The sequence below is a fragment of the Reichenbachiella versicolor genome (assembly GCF_003171675.1).
GTDB lineage: Bacteria > Bacteroidota > Bacteroidia > Cytophagales > Cyclobacteriaceae > Reichenbachiella > Reichenbachiella versicolor.
Genome location: NZ_QFZQ01000001.1, coordinates 857,190 through 878,649, shown reverse-complemented (window position 1 = coordinate 878,649; position 21,460 = coordinate 857,190). Strand labels below are relative to the sequence as shown.

Sequence of the window (21,460 nt, the reverse complement as noted above, 5' to 3'; positions counted from 1 at the left end):
ACCTTTATTTAGATTTAGAACTATTCAGACGTGAAGCTTTTTGAAAACGATCAATAGCCAAACCGATTAACTCCGAAATTAAATCTTTGTATGATAAACCTGTAGCTTCCCACAACATAGGATACATACTAATTGCTGTAAACCCTGGAATAGTATTTATTTCGTTGACAAGTAAACGGTCATCTTTAGTTAAAAATACGTCTACTCTACCAAACCCTGCACACTCCAAAGCTTGAAAAGTATCAATAGCCATTTGCCTTACCTTTACCATTTGATCATCTGAAATATGAGCCGGTATATCAATTTTAAACCCTTTCTCATCTTCATACTTCGCTTCATATGAATAAAAGGAATGCGTAAATGAAATTTCCCCTGCTACCGAAGCTTTTGGCATCTCATTACCTAATACAGCACATTCTACTTCACGTCCGTCTATAAATTCCTCAATAATAATCTTTGTATCAAAACTAAAAGCCTCATCTAATGCCTTTTGATACTGTGATTCATCATCTACACGATTTATACCTACTGATGAACCTAGATTTGCCGGTTTTACAAAACAAGGTAAACCAAGTTGATCAACTACAGTTTGAAATGATGGTCTTTCTTCATGTTCTCTAACCGTAACATACTTTCCAATTGGAAGATCAGCTTCTACCAATAGGCGTTTCATCACTTCCTTATCCATTCCAACAGACGCACCCAAAACATCTGCTCCTACAAAAGGTACATTGGCTAACTTGAGCAGCCCTTGAATCGTCCCGTCCTCAGCCAATGGTCCATGCATAACTGGAAATACAGCATCCAAAGTAGGAAGCTCTTTTTCACTAGTTAAATTGAAAAGTTTTCCATTACACTGAGGTACCAATGCTACATGTAAACTGTCTGGGTTAATAGTCAAAGAGCCATCAGGATCTTCTACTAGCACTCCATCCACGTCATTGAATAACCATTTGCCATCCTTATCAACACCTATTAAAACAGGACTAAATTTATTTTTGTCCAATGCTTCAATAACATTCTTAGCTGACTTCAATGAAATTTCATGTTCAGCAGACTTACCACCAAATAATATCCCAATGTTTAACTTTCCTTCTTTCATAGACAGCAAATCTATGAATAAACCCTTACAGGATAGATTTAGAGCTAAAAATATTCATCTGGAAAAAAGATCCTTGAGGATTCTTTTACAAAGTCCTCCTTAATTCATAAAATGATATATTAATTTGCCATGTTTCTGAAACATAATCATAGAATAAAATCTAATGACTAAAAAAGATCTTTTCATCCACGGAGGTATTGCAATAGCTGTATTAGTAGCGCTCGTACTTGGGACATTTTATATTGTATTCCCGATAATCACCAATCATGGAGAGAGTATGACTGTACCCAATTTAGAAGGGATTCCTCTTGAAGATCTCGATAAATTCTTAGAGGATAGAGACTTAAGATATGAAGTTGAAGCGGATTCAGGTTACTCTCCTAAATATGAGCCACTTGCAGTTCTTAAACAATTTCCACTTCCAAATTCAAAAGTGAAGCAGAATAGAAAGATCTATGTAACGCTCAATAGTGCCAACCCGCCAAAGGTCAAAATCCCATCGCTACATGGACGATCACTTAAGAATGCGCAACTGGAACTAAGAAGTCTAGGCCTGCTGATGGGGGATATTACTTATAAACCGGACTTTGCTCTAAATACTGTACTTGAGCAATACTATAAAGGTCGAAAAGTCAGTAAAGGGTCTAGTATTGCAAAAGGCTCACGAATTGATTTCGAAGTCGGTGACGGTCTTGGAAGCCAAACTTTCCCTATGCTAGACTTAAGAGAGATGGGACTAGAAGAAGCTACTTTTGTTCTAAGAGGATATGGTCTGAAACTTGGAGACGTGTTTTACAAAGAGTCTGGTAAGGTTCATATTAAAGTAGATGAAAAAAATGCAGATGGCAGTAATCAATATGATGTAAAAGACGCTGAACCAGGTACTATTTTTAAACAAGTTCCAAGTCCTAAAAAAAGAGCTAAGATTGGTCAATCCGTAGATCTGTGGATCGTAGAAATGGATTCTACTACTTCAAATCAAATTGTCCCTTCATTAACACTAGCAGAAGAAACTGAATGAAATCATTCCTAATTGTTATACTGACCTTTGTAATTAGCAGTGCACAAGCACAAATTTTCATTAGGCCTATTGAGAAACCCAAAAAGGCTATTTCAAAACAAAGAACTTTAGAAACGGATGGAGTATTATCATTACCCTTTTGGGATGATTTTTCCTTTTCTGAATCCGTACCGGATACACTCTGGGAAGCAGGTAGTGATGTTCATATTAATGCGACTTGGGCGATAGATCCTCCTAGCATAAATGTGGCTACATTTGATGGAACTACAAGGGAAGGTTTCACTCATCGAGACACTGTATCTTTTCAACCTGTCCTTTGTGACGTACTAGTATCCCGACCTATAGACCTCTCAGGTCTTACGGATGCAAATGATGTGGTTCTTAGTTTTTTTCTACAACGAGGTGGCAATGGCTATATGCCTTCTGAAGGAGATTATTTCTCGGTACATTTTCTCGATTCTGATAATAAATGGAATGAAATATTAAGAGTAGATGGAGGTGATGATTTAGTCTCTGATAGTACAGAATTTATTTATGAAGCTATTAATATAACTGAACCAAAATATCTACATGATTGTCTACAGTTTAAGTTTGAGAATGTAGGTAGCCCTACAGGAATGTTTGACGCATGGCATTTAGACTATGTATATATGAATGCTAAAAGGTTCAATGTTGCATCAAAAGCTATTATTGATCAAACAATAGCAACTCCTGTCTCTAAGTTATTCTCAAACTACACAATGATCACCAAAAGCATGTGGAACGGGTTCGCTAATGATCTTTTTGAAGAATTATCTTTCAGTATTTATAATTTGGGTCCACAAGACCGTCCAGCAAAATATGATTATAACCTATACAGTAGTGACACTGTTGCAAATACCAAAGAACTAGTTTACACGGAATCATTTGGTGATGATGGAGCTCTTACAGATAGTAGATCTCTTGATGATGAAACTGGAAGGCTAGAAGTAGGAAAACACCTTGTCAGTAACATTCCAGCACTTTCGACCGACAAGTTTCTGATCGAAACATTATCAGAAGACACCTTGTTTTTGACATCAGAAGTTATATATACTGAAGTAAGGGATAAGGAAAAATACTTCAAAGACCAAAATGGCATTGACATTCCCAGCGAAACTTACAATTTCACTATAAATGACACTTCAAGAGTAGACTTGACTATTCTCAATTCACTGGCCTATGATGATGGCACAGCTGAAGTAGCAGCTGGTGGTAGAGGATTCAATACTCGTCTTGCTATAGAATTTAATATCCCAGTCACTGACTATGTTGAAGCTGTGGATATTTATTTTCCAAAAATTGTAAATGCAACAGGGGCTATCAACAACTCGTTTAACCTACTTATCACCAATAAGCTAACTGTCACGGATGCCGCTTCAATTCTTACTTCAGGCAACTTTGCCAGTGGTTTTTCCAGCATTAATGAGTTTCAAAGATTTACATTTGGTAATACGGCTACTGTCAATGGTACCTTCTATATCATTTTCGAACAAAAAACAGACGAATACTTCCCTATTGGATTGGACAAAAACACTAGTAGTATGAGCAAAATGACTTACAACACTGGTGGACTGGACTGGTTCGAAGGTACTGACGTGATGCCAGTAGGGTCATTGATGATTAGACCAGTATTTGGCGAAGAAAATGCGGCTGAAACGGTAGTCTCTTCCAAAAACATCATTAAGCTATATCCTAACCCGGCTAGCAATTTCATTCAGATCGATGGAGAGTTCCAGCGTTACTCATTAAGGGATATGTCTGGTAATGAAGCTAAAGCTGGGACAGAAAAGAAAGTTGATATTTCTAGCTTCTCAGAAGGCATTTACATACTAAATGTTGTGACTGATGAGTACGTGAATTCTCAAAAAATAATGATAGCCCACTAAGAGAGTCTATCTCTGTATTCCTCGTACCCAAACTCTTTAATAAGTTGAAATCCCCCTCCTTTCTTCGCGATACCTATTGAAGGGTGATGGACACCATTGAAAGTGGTTGTCTTCACCATTGTGTAGTGTATCATATCCTTGAAAACTATAGGTGAACCTATCACTAGTGGCTCAGGAAAGGAATATTCTTCCAAATAATCTCCTGCTAAACAACTAACACCTCCTAGCCTATACTTGTAATCATATTTAGCGGAATCACTTGAACCTACTTCAAGATTGGGTCGGTAAGGCATTTCTAAACAATCAGGCATGTGACAAGTGAATGAAGCATCAATAATAGCTGTCTTCACTCCGTTTCGCTCGACGATATCTAGTACCGATGTATGAAGAGTGCCTGTCTCCCAGGCAAACGCACTACCTGGTTCTAGTATTATCTCTACTCCATGCTTAGCTTTGAAGTTTTTCAATAGATGAACCAACAGTTCGACATTATAGTTCTTTCGTGTTACTAAATGTCCTCCACCTATGTTAAGCCACTTGATGTGAGGTAGTAAATGACCAAACTTTTGCTCGACGGCATTAAGCAACCCTTCCAAAGACTCAGCGCTTGACTCGCACAATACATGAGTATGTATACCATCTATAGGCATAGACAACCCATCTTTCAATTCGTTTTCAGTAACTCCAAGTCTGGAACTAGGGGAAGCGGGATTGTAAAGGTCAGTTTCTACATCTGAAAATTCTGGATTGATACGCAATCCTATACCTACACCCGCTTTCTGTGCCTTTTCATGATAATGGGATAACTGACTAAGACTATTGAATGTGATGTGAGAAGATAACTTCAATATCTCATCCATTTCCTCCTCTCTATAAGCCACACAATAAGTGTGTGACTTCGTATTCATGTAGTCATTACAAAGTTTAGCCTCATTGAGAGAACTAGCAGTTGCACCATTGATGTATTGCCTAACCAGAGGAAAAGCACTCCACATGGCGAAACCTTTGAATGCCAAAATAAACTCAACTCCTGCTTCATCAGCTATTGACTTAATCCTTTGAAGATTTTTCTCCAGTAATTCCTCTTGGAGTACAAAGCATGGAGATGGAATATTAGAGGCACTCATTATTGTACCTCCAAATCAATATCGTGTAGCTCTACCCAAGGTAGGCCTTTAGTCATGAGCTGCTCCATGAATGGATCTGGGTCAAACTCTTCTACATTGAACACTCCAGCTCCTGTCCATTTTCCAGTTATCAGCATCATCGCCCCTATCATAGCAGGTACTCCTGTGGTATAAGACACCCCTTGTGCTCCAGTCTCTTCAAAAGCATCCTGATGCTTACAATTATTATAAATATAATACCTCTTGACCTCACCATCTTTGATGCCTTTGATACGACACCCTATCGAAGTCTCCCCTACATATTTTTCTCCCAAACTACCTGGATCAGGTAATACTGCTTTGAGAAACTGAAGTGGAACGATTTCTTTTCCTTCGAACATTACAGGCTCTATACCAGCCATACCGATATTTTGAATTACTCTAAGGTGAGTAAGATATTCATCTCCAAATGTCATCCAAAACCTTGCTCTTTTTATAGTGGGGAAGTTTTTCACTAAAGACTCAAGCTCTTCATGGTATATCACATATGATGATCTCTTCCCTATCTCTGGATAACTTAGTTCTTGACGTATTTCGTGCGGTTCTGTCTCTACCCAATCACCATTCTCCCAGTATTTCCCTTTTTGGGTAACCTCTCTGATGTTGATTTCAGGATTGAAATTAGTAGCGAAAGCTTTGCCATGATCACCGCCATTACAGTCTACAATATCCAAGTAGTGCATCTGATCGAAATGATGCTTGGCAGCATAGGCTGTAAACACACTGGTGACGCCCGGATCAAACCCACACCCCAGTATAGCAGTTAACCCAGATTCCTTAAAACGGTCTTTATACGCCCACTGCCAGCTATATTCAAATTTGGCTTCATCCTTCGGTTCATAGTTGGCTGTGTCTAGATAATGAACACCACATTCTAAACATGCATCCATTATGGTCAAGTCCTGATACGGAAGTGCCACGTTGATGACCATGAAAGGCTTCTCTCTATTAAATAAATCAACTAATTGATCAACATGATCAGCATCTACTTGGGCAGTATGAATCTTAACACCTAGTTGTTTTTCTACATCTAGAGCAATTTCCTTGCACTTTGATTCTGTACGGCTAGCCATACAGATTTCAGTAAATACATCTGAGTTTTGCGCACACTTAAACGCCACAACTCTGCCGACACCACCAGCGCCGATTATCAATACTTTTGACATTTCATAAAGGTTAAATACTCCCGCAAAGATATATGCAGGGCTCGCTGTACAACACTATACTTTAGAGAAAAAGTTCACCGATTTCTTAAAAGAATTCTAATACCCTTAAAGTCAATTCGAAATCAAATCTCAGCTTTTCAAAAAGGTTATCCTTCTTCAAATCTTTTACCTTAACATGAGACTTATAAAATACGGTTTCCTACATCAAAGTAGAAAACCGTTTTAATGATACTTAGCTTAGAATGATAGTTGACTACGGGTCAACAACTACTTGACGATATACTATAAACGCACATCCTTGTACTAGTGACTACTTACCATGTACCTATGATTCACGACCACGTACCAAAGACTGCCAACCATGTACCAATGACGCACGACTACGTACTAAAGACTGCTTACCATGTACCAATGACTCACAACCACGTACTGGAGACTGCCTACCACGTACTAATGACCAACGACCACGTACTAGAGACTGCCAACCATGTACTAATGACTGACGACCATGTACTGGAGGCCGCCGACCGCGTACAAATGACTCACGACCATTCCCGAACAATAGACTACCAAGAATATGGCTAAAAACTCATTATGCCAATATCTGTGCGGTATGATCTTTAGTCTTCACCTTAGTGATTACTTCTTCTAAAACTCCCTCTTCATCTATTACGAATGTAGTTCTAAATGTCCCCATATATTTTCTTCCATACATGGACTTCTCTCCCCATACGCCAAACAGTTCATGAATTTTCTTATCTGTATCTGCTATCAGATCAAACGGTAGTTCATGCTTAGTGATGAATTTTTGATGAGAAGCTTCTCCGTCACTACTAATCCCAAGTACTACATAGCCTTTTTCTTGTAGGACCTCGTAGTTATCTCTCAGGTTACATGATTCAGCTGTACATCCTGGTGTATTGTCTTTTGGATAGAAATAAAGAATAACTTTTTTCCCTTTATAATCGGAAAGCTTAATTGTTGATCCGTCTTGGATTACGCCTTCGAACTCTGGAGCTTTATCTCCTGCTTTTAATGTAGTCATAGGTTTAAATTTTTGTGCAAATTAAGATGTTTATGATCTTCATACCACTACAAATAAAAAATGGTCGCCAATTTGACGACCATCTCAATAACATAACTCTAAATGAAGCGCTCAATCCCAAGGGTACATGGTGTCTTCTCAATTTTAATTAAGGTCAACACATGGGGGTAAGCATTAAACTTCATAGGCTATTGCCCTTCAATTAAATATTAGTAATCCTTAGAATCCTCTCTTGATAATCACTCCTAGCTCTGTAGAATCCAACAACCTAATTTGATTGGACTTTATTTCTATCAGCTTCTCATCTTTGAAATCTGACAGTGTTCTGATTACGGACTCTGGAGAAGTTCCTACGATATTTGATAAATCTTCTCTTGAGATAGCGAAACTTTTACCAACTCCGAAATTGCCTTCTACTGAGATTAGCGCTTCGGCCACACGCTGACGAACGCTGTTGTAGGCTATGTGAAGCATCTTTTCTTCTTGTTCTTTAATGTTTTTGGATAGGATTTTAATAAACCTACTGGCTACCGATCTATCCTTATATATTAATTGAAGGAAGTCATCTTTATGGATATAGTATGACTCTGTATCCTCGATAGCCATAGCAGAGTCTGTATGATCTGATTGAGTAATCAAGTCATTGAATCCTATAAACTCTCCTTCACCAAATATCCCTGTAATCAAATCCTTACCATCCGTATTAGTCTTGTAAGTCTTTACCTTCCCTTTATTGACATAGATTAGGTAATTAGGATAGTCTCCTTGCAAATAAAGATTAGTCTTCTTCTTGTGGTTTCTGACTTTCTTGTCTTTGGATAACTGTTTGAGACTTTCAATTTCTTTGGCATCATTGAAAAAACTATCCAATCCAGAGATCGAAGGCTCATAATCTTTCTTCATCTGCTCGCTTCGACTGATTCTAGCTTCTACGGCATCCAATAACTCGATATCATCGAATGGCTTGGTCAAATAATCATCTGCTCCAAGGTTCATTCCCTTTCTCATATCGCTTCTTTCAGCCTTGGCAGTCAAAAAGATGAAAGGTATATGCGCAGTAGAAGGGTTTTTCATCAAAATATGGAGTACACCGTAGCCATCTAACTCTGGCATCATTATATCACAGATGATTAAGTCTGGAGTAGTTGTTTTTAGTATTTCTATTCCTTCTTTACCATTAGCTGCAGTGATCATTTCGTAGCCTGCTAACTCTAAGATCTCTGAGGTATTCTCGCGTACCGCGTCGTTATCCTCGATTAACAATATTCTAGCCATTTTATATTGAGTTTAATTTTACGATAAAGGTTGACCCTTTTCCTTCTACACTTTCGAAGCTGATTTCGCCTCCGATCAACTCTAAATATTTTGATACTATATTGAGCCCAAGCCCAGTTCCTTGAATATGACTGGCATTGTGTGCTCTAAAAAACTTTTGGAATAAATGCTTTTGGTCTCCTTCTGGGATACCTATACCTTGATCTATTACCTTGATAATAATGGTATTCTTCACTGTATTTCCCTCCAACTTGATATCTGACCCTTCAGGAGAATACTTGATGGCATTGGATACTAGATTAGTCAACACCTGCTTGAGTATCTGAATATCACTATTGATAATACAGTTTTGGATATCAGCTTTTAAGATAATTTCCTGATTTGGCTTAGTTACAATTTGCAACTCTGAGACCACCTCTTCAAGCATATGACAGACATCGAACTCGGCTAGGGTGACGGACATCTTACCGTCGTCTAACTTATCCAGAGACAGGAAGTCATTCAGAATATTTGTAAGTTCACTGACGTTACCTTTGATTCTATTGATATGCTTCATTCGCTTAGGCTCTGTATCTGGAGCATTGTATTTGGATATCAATGATGCCGAAGACAGAATTGTACTTAAAGGAGTCCTAAACTCATGTGAAGCCATAGACACGAATCGGGTTTTCAATTCATTCAGTTCTTTTTCTTTGGAAAGGGCTATTTGCGCTTCATTCTCGGCTTTGATTCTTTCCGAGACCTCTTTTTTCATACTTTCATTAGCCTCTTTCAGACGTTCGACTGTAGTAGCTAGCTCCTCTGTTCTTTCATGGACTCTCTTTTCTAGTTCAGCAGCGTACCTTAATAACTGTTCCTCACTTTTTTTTAGATTATCCTCGGCTTGTTTCCTCTTTGATATGTCTATGATATGGGTAATAATGGTTTGTTCTCCATCCATCATAGCAGGGTTTAGACTGACTTCTACAGGAAAAGTAGAACCATCTTTTCTGACAGCCATCAGGTCTCTGCCCACGCCCATCTGACGAGTATCAGGTGCTTTCATGTATTCAGACCGTTGTTTTTCATGAGCTATTCGCCCAGATTGTGGTATGAAATTTTCAACACTCATACCTATTAATTCTTCATGAGAATAACCGAATAGACTCGTGCATTGAGGATTTGCGAGTATTACTTTTCCTCTTTGGAAGACCATGATCCCTTCCACGCAGGTTAAAAATATCTCTTTGTAATGATCTAGTTGTGTTGATTCCAAGTCGTCAAAATTTTAATAAGACAAATCTACGAAATGGAAAATTTGAAAAACTGATTTACATCATATTCTGCCTTGACTGATATCCTTATAAAGCGCACATACCACACCTAATTTTGAACTATGTTAAAAACCCATTCTAACAATACAATGAATACGGTATCCAACATTTTAGTGCCTATTGATTTCTCAATAGAATCGAAGGCAGCAACGCAACTGGCATTCGAATGGTCATCGCTACTAAAATGTAACGTGATTCTATTACATACATATAGACTCATCGCTTCTGATGACGAAAAAAGTGCCGTGACTCCTCGTGAGATTAGAGAATCTATTATCTCTAGAAAGATGAGAACATTTGAAAAATTCAAGGAGGAAGTAGACTTTAGGAAAGCACACAATTATCTATTCACCTTAGAACTTGGCTTCACACCAGATTCTGTATCGAGATATGTCTCCGACAATGACATAGACCTTATCATCATGGGAACGGATGCTAGACAACCCATTGACTCACGAAAGGGGTTCGAAGAAATCATCAAGAAAACTGCTATCCCAGTGCTAGTGGTGGATCAAGGGTATACTTTCAAAACGGATCACCAAGAATATGATATATTATCTATGGAGAACACCGCTTTTGTAGGTAATCTGGATCGCAATTTGGACAAACTATCCAAACTACCAGATCAGACCTATTTGGTGTATCCATCTCCTGACCATGAAAAACAGTTCACAGGCAAGCTTTCAAGCATTGCAGATAGGATAGTTAATTTCAATAAGTCCACTTAATCATCAAAGAAAGGTTGGAAAATGTAACTGAAGTAGAGTCGGTTTGCTATCACTGTGGTGAGCCTACAGAAGGAGCAGAAATATGGAAAGATGACAAGCAATTTTGCTGTTATGGATGTAAAACTGTATTTGAGCTTCTGGATCAAAATGATCTATGTGACTATTATGACCTTGAAAATACTCCTGGCAATCAACTCAAACATTTTTTTAAAGAGAAATATGCTTTCCTAGACAATGAAGAAATCACTCAACTTCTGTTGGATTTTAATTCTGAAGAGTTTCAAAAAATCACCTTTCATATACCTTCTATTCACTGTAGTTCCTGCATTTGGCTTCTAGAAAATATACATAGATTCGATGATGGTATCATTCGATCTCAAATTAACTTCAGTAAAAAACGATTAACTGTAGATCTCAACCCACAAAAAACTACAATCAGAAAAACCGTAGACCTTCTTTGTCAATTGGGCTATGAACCGAATATTTCTCTTGAAGGAAATTCTGAAAAGGTCAAAAACAATTCAAAAGAGACTTTTGTGAAATTAGGAGTATCGGGATTCATTTTTGGAAACATCATGCTTCTCTCATTTCCAGAGTATTTGGGGTTAGAATCAGACAGTGTATACAAAGATTACTTTGCCTACATTAATCTGGCTTTTTCACTACCATTAATATTTTACTGTGCGCAAGAATTTTACACTTCGGCCATTGGTGCGCTTAGGAAAAAAATACTGAATATAGATTTACCCATCACTATTGGAATAGCTACTCTTTTTTTCAGAAGTATATTCGATATAATTTCAAATTCTGGCCCAGGCTATTTGGATTCGTTGGCGGGATTGATATTCTTTCTTTTGATAGGCAGATGGTTTCAAAGTAAGACTTATGAAGGTTTGTCTTTTGACAGGAACTTTAAATCTTATTTCCCTCTTGCTGTCAATAAAGTAATAGAGCAAAAGTTAAAAAGCATACTGGTTAGTGATATACAGATAGACGATGTATTAGAAATTAGAAATGAAGAAATCATACCTTGTGATAGTATTCTATTATCAACAAACTCATATATAGATTACAGTTTTGTCACTGGAGAGTCACAACCACTTGAAGTAGAGAGAAAAACTACACTTTATGCAGGAGGTAGAGTTAAAGGGCCTTCGATCAAAATACGGGCGATTAAAAAAGTATCTCAGGGCTACTTAACTGATCTATGGAATAATCCTGTATTTGATAAAACTCAAGATCAAGAAGAAGCCTCAATCATAGACAAGGTAAGTCAGTACTTCACTCCTATTGTTTTATTAATTGCTTTTGTTTCTGGGGCTTATTGGGCAGTAATAGATTCTTCAAAGTTGCTGTTTGTGGTATCTTCTGTACTGATTATTGCATGTCCCTGTGCTTTGGCCTTAGCTACTCCTTTCACCCTAGGTACAGTGCTTAATTTCCTAGGTAGCAAAGGAGTTTACCTCAAAAACACTTCCATCCTCGAGAGATTTTGGAAAATACAGCACTTAGTTTTTGATAAAACTGGAACATTAACAACAGGAAGAGATAATCTTATTTCTTTCGAGGGAGAAAGCCTAAGTAATAAGGAACTTGGAATGATAAAGAGCCTGGTAAAAAACTCAACTCATCCAATAAGTCAGCAAATTTCAGCGCACCTTTCTGACGTGGAAACATTTAAAATTGATGAATTTATAGAGGTTAAAGGAAAAGGCATACAAGCATCTATCAGCGGATCCGTAGTCAGATTGGGAAATGCCTCTTTTTTAGGAATAGAGAATGAAACTATATCAGGAGCACAGGCTTTTGTATCGATCAACCAAGAGTACAAGGGGTATTTTGTTATAAAAAACCAATACAGAAAAAGCCTTGCTCAGTGTATTCAACATTTAAATGAATACAAATTCACTATTCTATCTGGGGACAATAGTCTTGAGGAACTCAACTTAAAGACAATATTTCCAGAAAACACAGAATTCCTTTTTGAACAATCACCTAAAAGCAAACTAGAATACGTGGAGCATATTTCTAGAAATGAAAAAGTCATGATGTTGGGCGATGGCTTAAATGATTCGGGAGCACTACAAGCAAGTAATATCGGAGTCTCAGTCGCAGAGAACATTTCATCTTTTACTCCAGCTAGTGATATTATCATTTTGGGAAATAAGGTAAGTCAGTTGCATCAAGTTTTCAGCCTTGTCAAGACCGCGAAGTCAATCATAATTGCTGGTTTTATTCTTTCATTCGCCTACAACCTTGTAGGATTAAGCTTGGCGGTAGCAGGTTATATCACTCCCGTATTTGCAGCGATACTCATGCCTGTAAGTAGCATTTCTGTCGTTATCTTCTCAACATTAGCTACTAGAACTTTAGGAAATCGAATTTTTAGAACATGGAAATAATAATCGGGTTAATTGTTGTCAGCCTAGTTGTGGCTATAGTTTTTCTTTATCTGTTCGTATGGTCTGTCAAGTCTGGTCAATATGATGATACAGAGTCCCCTGCCGTTCGGATATTATTTGATAATAATCAGAAGAAGAAGTAACGTATGAAATTCAATTCAATGTCATAAGGCATAGTTATTTAGCTGTGTTTAAACTAACTTTTAATAAAACCATCCAACTTAAGCTAGTAGTATTTTATGCCTGGATTATCCGTTATCCAATATAAAAACCAAAGTATTTTAGTTCTTGATTACCGTGGAATGATTGAAGATGAGATCATTGAAACATTGATAAAAGCCGAAGAGCTACTAATGAAAAATCAAGAACCTAATTTAAATCTCACCATTATCAGTGGAGTGTTTGCTACCAAGCGAGTAATGGATCAAGCATTTAAACTTGCACTCAGAACTCAACATTTATCAAAAAAAGGAGCAATCATAGGAGCAGATGGAAGCAAACGAATTATTCTAGAGAACCTAAACAAAAATTTATATAATGATGGTTTGAAGCCTTTTGAAAATGAAGAAGATGCTCTAGAATACCTCACCAGTTAATTTGCTAACCATGCCAATCTGCATACAGTTACATGCGTTTTACTCATTTTAATTCAATTTGTATAATCTCATATAGCCCAAGAAAAAACTTTCCCGATATTTAGAAGAGCAGCAAGTCCAGCACCCATAGTCTTAATTATTTAATCTTAGAAATAGATTTCTATGACTATAAAACGCAACTTGAACCGTGTCATTCGAAGCATGGATAGTTTTTCTTCTAGATCCAATATGGTGGCAATTAATGCTTCTATTCGCGCAAGTAAACTAACAAATAGTGAAGGAGCGGCTTTCAAAGTTTTGGCGCGGGAAATACAAGAAATGAGCACTCAATCCAAGGATAAACTGGAAGAAATTAATGAACTCATTAACGAAATTGCTATCCTATCGAAACTCATTAATAAAACAGGAAGTCTTCGTATGCTACTCATGCGCATCGTAAATGCTAAAATCCTTAACAACAAAGAGCTTCAAGAAAAAACTACAGAGGGTTTTGATAAAAATATAGATATAATTTCTGAAGCCTCCATTAACTCAGATTACACCCTATCTCAAATTGAAAATATAAAAATGCAATGGATATACTTTAAAACTGACATTGATAGTTGGACTTCGGAACAAGCTCTAGATGAAGCAAATGAAATCATCGATGTAATTAATGTTTTGATTAGAGAATATGAAAAGTACTCTGGGGACTGATATGTATCATTTAACAGTCCGCTCATCATGCCGTTTGTTACCAATAAAGTATATTAGTTGACAAATAAAAATAGACCGATGAACAACATTTTAGTACCATTTGACTTTAGCGAACATGCGATAGCAGGTTTGGACTACGCAATAGAAATCAATAAAATAAATGAAGGAAGAATCCACCTTCTTCATGTTATAGAGTTTCCTGTTACGAACACTTTCAATGTGGAAGGAGAAATGGGGAATCTGGACTTAGAAGAGAAAGCTTATGTATTAGCCTTGATTAAAAAGACTTCAAGAGATCTAGAAGAGATCATGTCTTCTCCTAAATATAAAGATGAAAATATAGTATCTAAACTTGTAGTAGGCCGTCCATACCAAGGAATTACAGAAGCTGTAGATGAGATGGGAATCGACCTGATCATAATGGGTACTAAAGGAGCCACAGGTCTAGAGGAGATGTTAGTAGGATCAAACGCAGAAAAGATCGTTCGAAAGGTCAAATGCCCTGTCGTTACTCTTCATTCTGACATTGTATTCAAACCAATTAAAAATCTATTAGTTGCTATTGATATCTCTAGTGATAATGATCAACTATTGGCTGCTGCTAAAAAGATTCAAGAAGTTCAAGGTGCAGTTATTCATATGCTATGGGTTAATACTCCTAAAGAAGAATACCACCATGACGATATCAATGATAGAATGAATAAAATTGCAAAGAAAGCTGGTATAGAAAATTATGAGTCTCACATTGCCCCAGGTCTAAAGCCAGAGGAAGGCATTATTACCTTTGGAAAGGAACTAGGAGCTGAACTTATCGCTATTTCTACGCACAGCCGAAAAGGACTAGCTCATTTTTTACTTGGTAGTATTGCTGAAGACACTATCAACCACAGTCCAATTCCAGTATTGACAATAACATTAAATTAATTATCAAAGAGTAGGTGTTTTTCATTCATGATCAAGATCACCTACTCTACTAATTAACCTCACCAAGCTTCCCCTTCTCCTTTTATTCATTTGCTATTCTTATCCAATCAAATAGCAATGAATAAAGATCTCATTAAAAAATACAATGTGGCAGGTCCAAGGTATACTAGCTATCCTCCAGTTCCTAATTGGAATGGTGACTTCACAAATCCAGAAACTTGGATTAATCATCTAAAAATAAGAAACAACTCTGAGGATGCTAAAACTGGAATAAGCATATATATTCATTTGCCCTTTTGTGAAAGTCTATGCACCTATTGTGGATGTAACAAACGAATCACTGTAAATCACAATGTGGAAGTTCCGTACATCGAAGCAGTTCTTAAAGAATGGAAGATGTACTTAATGACCTTCGATGAAAAACCTCTTGTTTCCGAGTTTCATTTAGGAGGTGGCACTCCTACTTTTTTCCATCCGCATAATCTAAAGCACCTTATTGAAACTATACTTAACGATGTAGATATAGCCGATAATAGGCAGTTCGCTTTTGAAGGTCATCCAAATAACACAACCAAAGAACACATGCAAGTTCTCTACGATGTTGGTTTTAATCGAATGAGCCTTGGCATTCAGGATTTTGATCCAAAAGTTCAAGAAATAATTAATCGAAAGCAATCTTTCAGTCAAGTACAAAAAGTAGTAAAAGAAGCTCGAAACATAGGTTATAAGTCTATTAACTTCGATTTGATTTATGGACTTCCTCTTCAAACATTGGAAAGTATAAGCATGACAATTGACCTTGTGAAAAAACTTCTACCTGATAGAATAGCCTTGTATAGCTATGCTCATGTTCCTTGGGCTAATCCAGCGCAAAAAATGTTTACTCCAGAAATGCTACCTGATGGTGATAATAAAAGGTCTCTCTATGAACTTTCTAAAAATATGTTAGCTGAAATGGGTTTTAAAGAAATTGGAATGGATCACTTCGCATTAGTATCAGACCAATTATATATAGCCTTGACTGAGAAAAGGCTAAACAGAAATTTCATGGGATACACCACTTCGAAGTCTAAAATTACGATTGGTCTTGGAGTATCTGCTATTGGTGATACTTTCCACGGCTATTCTCAAAACACAAAAAAAGTAGAGGATTATTATAAGCTGATTAATAAAACCCAACTCCCTGTAATTAAAGGACATTATCTATCGGAAAAAGAGAGAATTGCAAGAAAACACATAACGGAACTTATGTGTAATATGCAAACCTTGTGGATAGATAGCGGTGATTACTATTTCGAAGAAACTAACAATCGACTACAGCAATACTATAAAGATGGTATCATAGAATGCACCAAGAATAATATTCGCATTACCAAAGCTGGAGTACCATTTGTTCGGAACGTTTGCATGGCTTTTGACCCTCACCTTTGGAAAAATACTATCAAAGAAACAAAACCAGTGTACAGTAAAATAATTTAGCTATTTCTATTATCAATCTACATAATTTGACACCTCCATTCTGTCATAAAATTAATCATTATAGCACAACTGTATTCGTAATCGATTCACTTAGCACTAGTATTACAACAGGCAAAATACGCAAAGGCATCAAAAAGAAAATGGAAGAAGTAAGCTCGGGTTTATGTGTTATTAACACAAAAAGAGCTTCTATATTAAGAGAAATTCTAATAGAGCAAATACAAAAAAAGTCTTAAAATATTTTTTACTCAAGTTTAGGTAATTTGAAATGATTACAAACACCTCTATCATTTAATCATAAATGTCACCTAAATGGTAAAATTTCAAACTACTCTTAAATCAAAGTATAAAAAAACACACGAGCTTTTCAACTCGTGTGTTTTGTTAACAGATAAAACAATCAATTAACCCAATAACCATTTTTCACAGTCCTCTTGAGTATTGAAGTTTTCAATTGTTAAATTCCTCATTTGCACTCTATTGTTTGACTCGTTCACATCATCCACACTTTTACGAGTGAAGACATTCGGAGATATCAAGGCAGCGATTTTAGTAATTCCTAAAGCTTCTACTTCTGGAAACCATTCTGTTGACAAGTAGGTCTTACATTCATCATTCAATACCTTTAATTCAGAGTGGTCGCTTAAATGAATTTTCAATCCGTTTTTCTTGATGTAGTTTGTCAACACACCGCACCCATTTTTAATTTGGTCGATTGTTAAGAAACCATTCCACTTAGCATATAAAATCCCATTATCTAGCATAGCGATTTTACAATAGTCTTCATCTAAAAGACTCTCCTTAATTGAGGCTGATAACTGTTCCATTATTTTTAGATTTATAATTTGAGAGAGTTAATTAGACTCTGACTAAGTTCTTCAATTATTGACAAAAATCATCTATTTGATCACTTTAATTTCGACAAATTGATCCAAAGCGTTTTCTAACTCTCCAATTTTTTCAAGATTAATACTATAAATATAACTTAATATATCTGTAGAATACCCACCGCTACCTTTATCTTTTCCTGTTTCGTCCTGATGCTCATAAGATTTATCAGCTAACTTCTTGTGAGGCTTCCTGAAGCTCTTTTGTGAATTACATAATTTCATGAGAGATTTTGCAGACCTCAAAACTTGATCATTAGATCCTTCTCGGCTCAATTTTATAACCATTTTATCTAGAAGACTATCCCAGCCATCATACTTGTCGTATATCTCTTGCATAAAGCCCATGTTGAATTTCAAATATGTCTTTTTAAATTTCACATATTCCTCATCAAGCACCATAGAACTCCATAACAAGTGGTCAAATACAAACATAGGCATCTCAACAGCGCCTGGACCTATTAACTCTTCTTCTCCCACTTTAATAGGATCAAAATAAAATCTGAGTTCCTTAGCAAAAATTTCCGGAGAGACTTCTCTATAAGCTAAAACTATAGCTTCTACAACATATTTAAACTTGCGGGTTGTTTGATCACAAATCTCTTCAAATTTTGAGGATTCAAAGGGTGTATGGTGTAATTGTAACAAAAGGTCTATACAACTATCTAATGCTGGAAATGCATTTTTTACACTTTGAATAAGAGAACGCTCATCTTTATAGTGAGTATAGGTTCTCATTCTCTCACCATCTGGATTCCAGATGGTATAGTGCATAAGAGTTTCCCTTGCCGGCAGTTCAGTAATCCTACTGAGTTCATGCAAAACATATTCAAGTTCGGGTATAACAGATAATGGCTCAACACCGGCCTTTTTTATCGAACCTAGCAGAATACCAATGTCCCTCATAGCCGCTAAAGCCGTATAATAATCATAGCTATTTAGTGCTTCTGGTAAAGGTAATTTAGAGAATAACAAACTTACTAACTGTTCTGTTCTTCCTTCCTTATTGTAATCGCGAATAAGGCCTAAATCATGATCTAACCCTAGAGGATCCAATAACTTAACTTCATCATCTACTCTTAGAAGTTGGTAGGCAGATATTTTAGATTCTACATCTTCTTCAGTAGTCTTTCCTTCTTGCTCTTTTTTTAGCCAATTTAAAAAATCCTTCTCTAGGCCGAAAGTAAAAAAAGACATTGAATTACTTCCTTCATATTTCTCAATTACCTGATTCATACAGGCTTTAGCAAATGGATCTAGAGCCGTAAGCAGGGCCATTTTCTCAATTCCCAAATCTTCCAATGCTCCCAACCATTTCTTAGACAAAAAGTCTTTAGACTTTTCGTTGAGTATTTTCATACTTAACTGATTGCAAAACAACAAACTAACGCTATTCAGCCTTACATAATTTAACACTGCATTGCAACCTTCTGTTATTTGAGCATAAGTCAAATAACCTTCCCAGTTAACATTTACCGATTCTGATTCTTCATCAAACCATACCTGACACCAAGTCTCTTTTAAAATCTCGTAATTACTCATCTTTAGGATTTAAGTTAAACCCCAAATGCTGCTTCATTTAAATACCAATTGGCATTCGTAAAAAATAATAAGGTGGAAAATCCTTAAGCTATTAAGGACATTATCACGGCTGGTCTCAGTGGTTATGTACATTCCTATTTCTTAAAAGTAAAACTTTCATTTATATTTTCACACTTAAATCGATAAAAAATAACGGCAGACTCAGGTATTTTTATTTGACCAATTAAGTGACAATTGAGTAACAATTATTTTAATATTTCGTAGCTTCCATTTTTTAAAATAGTCATTATCTTGGCCGCTTTTACTCTCGATAGTAAGTAACGGCAATCATTGTATTTAATCATTAAAAGTGTTATGGAACTAAGCTTATCAAGGAAAATAGTATTACGCAAAGACTTTCATAAAAGTATCCGCTTCAAATCTCTTATTACTCCACTACTAGTTTTAATACTTACTATACTGAATTTCAGGTTTTTCCTTAGTCACGTTTCATATGAAGCCTTATTTGATTGGCTAGGCGTGTTTATAATGTTAATAAACACAGGAATGATTGGCGGTATATTCTTTTATAACAACAGAACGTTATTAAAGTCTTTTGACATCATAAATTCTTACGTAAGAAATCTATCAAGAGGTAAACTTGCAAATAACATTGAATATACCGTTGATGACGAAATAGGAGAAGCCATACACAATTTAAAAGCTCTGGATAGTAATTTGTACTCTATCTCCAAGTATGTAGAAAATATTAGTTCAGGTAATCTCAATAATAAACTTGATTTACTTAGTGAGGATGATAGACTTGGAATAGCTCTTAAAACTATGCAATCTAAGCTTACACGATCCTTTGAAGAAATCAATGATGCTGTACAAGAAGCTGGTCAAAATGGAAATTTAAAAATTAGAATAGATAACGAGCAACGTGTTGGAGTATGGAAAGATTTAACACAATCATTTAACAATCTATTAGAATCAATCGACACTCCTCTTACTGAAGTAGTTGATATTCTAGAGAATATGTCAAACGGGGATCTTTCTGGAAGATGTCAAATCAAAGCTAAAGGTGATTTTAAAAAGCTATCTGATAACTTAAATGCATCGCTTGAAGCTTTATTAATGTTATTAAAAGAAGTAAGCTCTAGTTCATCTCACATAAACACTTATTCTGAGGAAATGATGACCGTAGGACAGGATATGAACGTCTCTACTGAAGAAATTGCAGGAGCTATAAATCAAATCAGTTCTGGAGCTCAAGACCAATTGACAAGACTTGAAGAAACTTCTGTCTTAATAGAGCATATATTTTCATCATCAAAAAACATGCAACAGCTATCTGGTAAAATTGACATGTTGGCAAATAATGGCGCTGAAGCTTCACAAAAAGGTAATAATCATGTAAGTGGTTTAATTGAAGTAATCAAAGTCGTTGCAAATACATCTGAAAAAGCTAGCAATTCTATAAACAATTTAAATCAAAGGTCAACGGATATATCTAGAGTCCTTGGAGTAATCACTGAGATTGCAGCTCAAACTAATTTATTAGCACTAAATGCGGCTATTGAAGCTGCTCAAGCAGGTGATTATGGAAGAGGGTTTGCTGTAGTAGCGGAAGAAATTAGAAAACTAGCTGAAGACTCTAAAAAATCAGCTAGAGAAATTGAAATACTTATTAATGATATTCAAAAAGATACCAAAGTATCCGAAGAAATGATCACCAATATGCTCACTGAAGTAAGTAAAGGTGTCAACTCCTCTACTTTTGTCTCAGAAGTCATTAATGACATTTCGAGTGCATCAAGCTCTACTCTTTCTTTATCTAAACAAATTCTATCTTCAGCAGATTCGCAGACTAACAATGCTTCATCAATAGTAAAATCTTCAGGTGACGTCCTTGTTATAGCCGAAGAAACTTCTACAGCAACAGATCAAGTAGCAAGTTCTGCAACAGAACTTGCAGCAGGTATGAAGCAATTTTTAGAGCACTCCAAAAACTTCAATGTACTTTCTAATCAGTTGCAAAGCACTCTTAATATGTTCACTTTAGAGAAAAGAAAGTAAAAGCTGACTAAACATAACTTTTCAACTCCAAATAATGAGCAACTACTTGACTTAAAACCAAATAGTTGCTCAGAGAAATGAATAATTCAATCTTTAACTGGAACAAATAACTTTTATCTGATTGACTAAAAAATGACACCCATCATTAAAATA

19 protein-coding genes are annotated in these 21,460 nt (G+C 36.2%); 11 read left to right on the top strand and 8 right to left on the bottom strand.

The window, feature by feature from the left end:
* Positions 1-4: 4 nt before the first annotated feature.
* Positions 5-1,102: a D-alanine--D-alanine ligase gene (ddlA, locus tag DKG80_RS03550; RefSeq protein ID WP_109829901.1), complete on the bottom strand. Its 1,098-nt coding sequence runs from the start codon at positions 1,100-1,102 to the stop codon at positions 5-7.
* 163 nt (positions 1,103-1,265) lie between these two features.
* Between ddlA and DKG80_RS03545 the strand changes: the two genes are divergently transcribed.
* A complete protein-coding gene (locus DKG80_RS03545) occupies positions 1,266-2,123 on the top strand; it encodes a PASTA domain-containing protein (protein ID WP_109829900.1) in 858 nt (285 codons plus the stop codon).
* On the top strand, positions 2,120-4,030 hold the full coding sequence (locus DKG80_RS03540) for a T9SS type A sorting domain-containing protein (protein ID WP_109829899.1): 1,911 nt from the start codon (positions 2,120-2,122) through the stop codon (positions 4,028-4,030). Before DKG80_RS03545 ends, DKG80_RS03540 begins: the two co-directional genes overlap by 4 nt.
* Here the strand turns inward: DKG80_RS03540 and nspC are convergent.
* Together nspC and DKG80_RS03530 are read right to left on the bottom strand one after the other, a co-directional pair.
* Positions 4,027-5,157: a carboxynorspermidine decarboxylase gene (gene nspC / locus DKG80_RS03535; RefSeq protein ID WP_185140156.1), complete on the bottom strand. Its 1,131-nt coding sequence runs from the start codon at positions 5,155-5,157 to the stop codon at positions 4,027-4,029. The two genes, DKG80_RS03540 and nspC, sit on opposite strands and share 4 nt — an antisense overlap.
* Positions 5,157-6,362 (bottom strand): saccharopine dehydrogenase family protein, encoded by a 1,206-nt coding sequence (locus DKG80_RS03530; protein ID WP_109829897.1) that lies wholly within the window; start codon positions 6,360-6,362, stop codon positions 5,157-5,159. The genes nspC and DKG80_RS03530 overlap by 1 nt, the downstream gene beginning before the upstream one ends.
* A 327-nt stretch (positions 6,363-6,689) precedes the next feature.
* On the opposite strand from DKG80_RS03530, the gene DKG80_RS21065 reads away from it, so the two are divergent.
* Positions 6,690-6,947: a hypothetical protein gene (locus tag DKG80_RS21065; RefSeq protein WP_162555660.1), complete on the top strand. Its 258-nt coding sequence runs from the start codon at positions 6,690-6,692 to the stop codon at positions 6,945-6,947.
* Positions 6,948-6,954: 7 nt separating this feature from the next.
* Here the strand turns inward: DKG80_RS21065 and bcp are convergent, their stop codons facing one another.
* From bcp to DKG80_RS03515, 3 genes are all read right to left on the bottom strand, one after another.
* A complete protein-coding gene (gene bcp / locus DKG80_RS03525; protein ID WP_109829896.1) occupies positions 6,955-7,407 on the bottom strand; it encodes a thioredoxin-dependent thiol peroxidase in 453 nt (150 codons plus the stop codon).
* Positions 7,408-7,626: 219 nt separating this feature from the next.
* Entirely contained in the window at positions 7,627-8,682 is a 1,056-nt protein-coding gene (locus DKG80_RS03520; RefSeq protein ID WP_109829895.1) for a response regulator, read from the bottom strand.
* Between the two features lies 1 nt (position 8,683).
* On the bottom strand, positions 8,684-9,937 hold the full coding sequence (locus tag DKG80_RS03515; protein WP_109829894.1) for a sensor histidine kinase: 1,254 nt from the start codon (positions 9,935-9,937) through the stop codon (positions 8,684-8,686).
* Between the two features lie 120 nt (positions 9,938-10,057).
* Between DKG80_RS03515 and DKG80_RS03510 the strand changes: the two genes are divergently transcribed.
* The 7 genes from DKG80_RS03510 (at position 10,058) to hemN (ending at position 16,820) form a co-directional block, all read left to right on the top strand.
* Positions 10,058-10,723, top strand: a complete 666-nt coding sequence (locus DKG80_RS03510) for a universal stress protein (protein ID WP_109829893.1) — start codon at positions 10,058-10,060, stop codon at positions 10,721-10,723.
* Positions 10,724-10,737: 14 nt separating this feature from the next.
* The gene (locus DKG80_RS03505; protein ID WP_109829892.1) at positions 10,738-13,125 is read left to right on the top strand and encodes a heavy metal translocating P-type ATPase; all 2,388 of its coding nucleotides are present in this window, start codon (positions 10,738-10,740) and stop codon (positions 13,123-13,125) included.
* Positions 13,116-13,268 (top strand): cbb3-type cytochrome oxidase assembly protein CcoS, encoded by a 153-nt coding sequence (gene ccoS / locus DKG80_RS03500; RefSeq protein WP_109829891.1) that lies wholly within the window; start codon positions 13,116-13,118, stop codon positions 13,266-13,268. Before DKG80_RS03505 ends, ccoS begins: the two co-directional genes overlap by 10 nt.
* Before the next feature lie 96 nt (positions 13,269-13,364).
* The gene (locus DKG80_RS03495) at positions 13,365-13,721 is read left to right on the top strand and encodes an STAS/SEC14 domain-containing protein (RefSeq protein ID WP_109829890.1); all 357 of its coding nucleotides are present in this window, start codon (positions 13,365-13,367) and stop codon (positions 13,719-13,721) included.
* Positions 13,722-13,883: 162 nt separating this feature from the next.
* A complete protein-coding gene (locus DKG80_RS03490; RefSeq protein ID WP_109829889.1) occupies positions 13,884-14,417 on the top strand; it encodes a methyl-accepting chemotaxis protein in 534 nt (177 codons plus the stop codon).
* A gap of 78 nt (positions 14,418-14,495) precedes the next feature.
* Positions 14,496-15,341 carry a universal stress protein gene (locus DKG80_RS03485; RefSeq protein ID WP_109829888.1) on the top strand — a complete coding sequence of 282 codons (846 nt, stop codon included), beginning with the start codon at positions 14,496-14,498 and terminating at the stop codon, positions 15,339-15,341.
* Between the two features lie 117 nt (positions 15,342-15,458).
* Entirely contained in the window at positions 15,459-16,820 is a 1,362-nt protein-coding gene (gene hemN / locus DKG80_RS03480; protein WP_109829887.1) for an oxygen-independent coproporphyrinogen III oxidase, read from the top strand.
* A 404-nt stretch (positions 16,821-17,224) separates the two neighbouring features.
* Here the strand turns inward: hemN and DKG80_RS03475 are convergent, their stop codons facing one another.
* Together DKG80_RS03475 and DKG80_RS03470 are read right to left on the bottom strand one after the other, a co-directional pair.
* Positions 17,225-17,647: a hypothetical protein gene (locus tag DKG80_RS03475; RefSeq protein ID WP_109829886.1), complete on the bottom strand. Its 423-nt coding sequence runs from the start codon at positions 17,645-17,647 to the stop codon at positions 17,225-17,227.
* Between the two features lie 72 nt (positions 17,648-17,719).
* Positions 17,720-19,249, bottom strand: coding sequence for a monodechloroaminopyrrolnitrin synthase PrnB family protein (locus tag DKG80_RS03470; RefSeq protein ID WP_109829885.1), 1,530 nt, complete (start codon positions 19,247-19,249; stop codon positions 17,720-17,722).
* A gap of 528 nt (positions 19,250-19,777) precedes the next feature.
* Here DKG80_RS03470 and DKG80_RS03465 point away from each other — a divergent pair.
* Positions 19,778-21,307, top strand: a complete 1,530-nt coding sequence (locus DKG80_RS03465) for a methyl-accepting chemotaxis protein (protein WP_162555659.1) — start codon at positions 19,778-19,780, stop codon at positions 21,305-21,307.
* Positions 21,308-21,460: the final 153 nt, after the last annotated feature.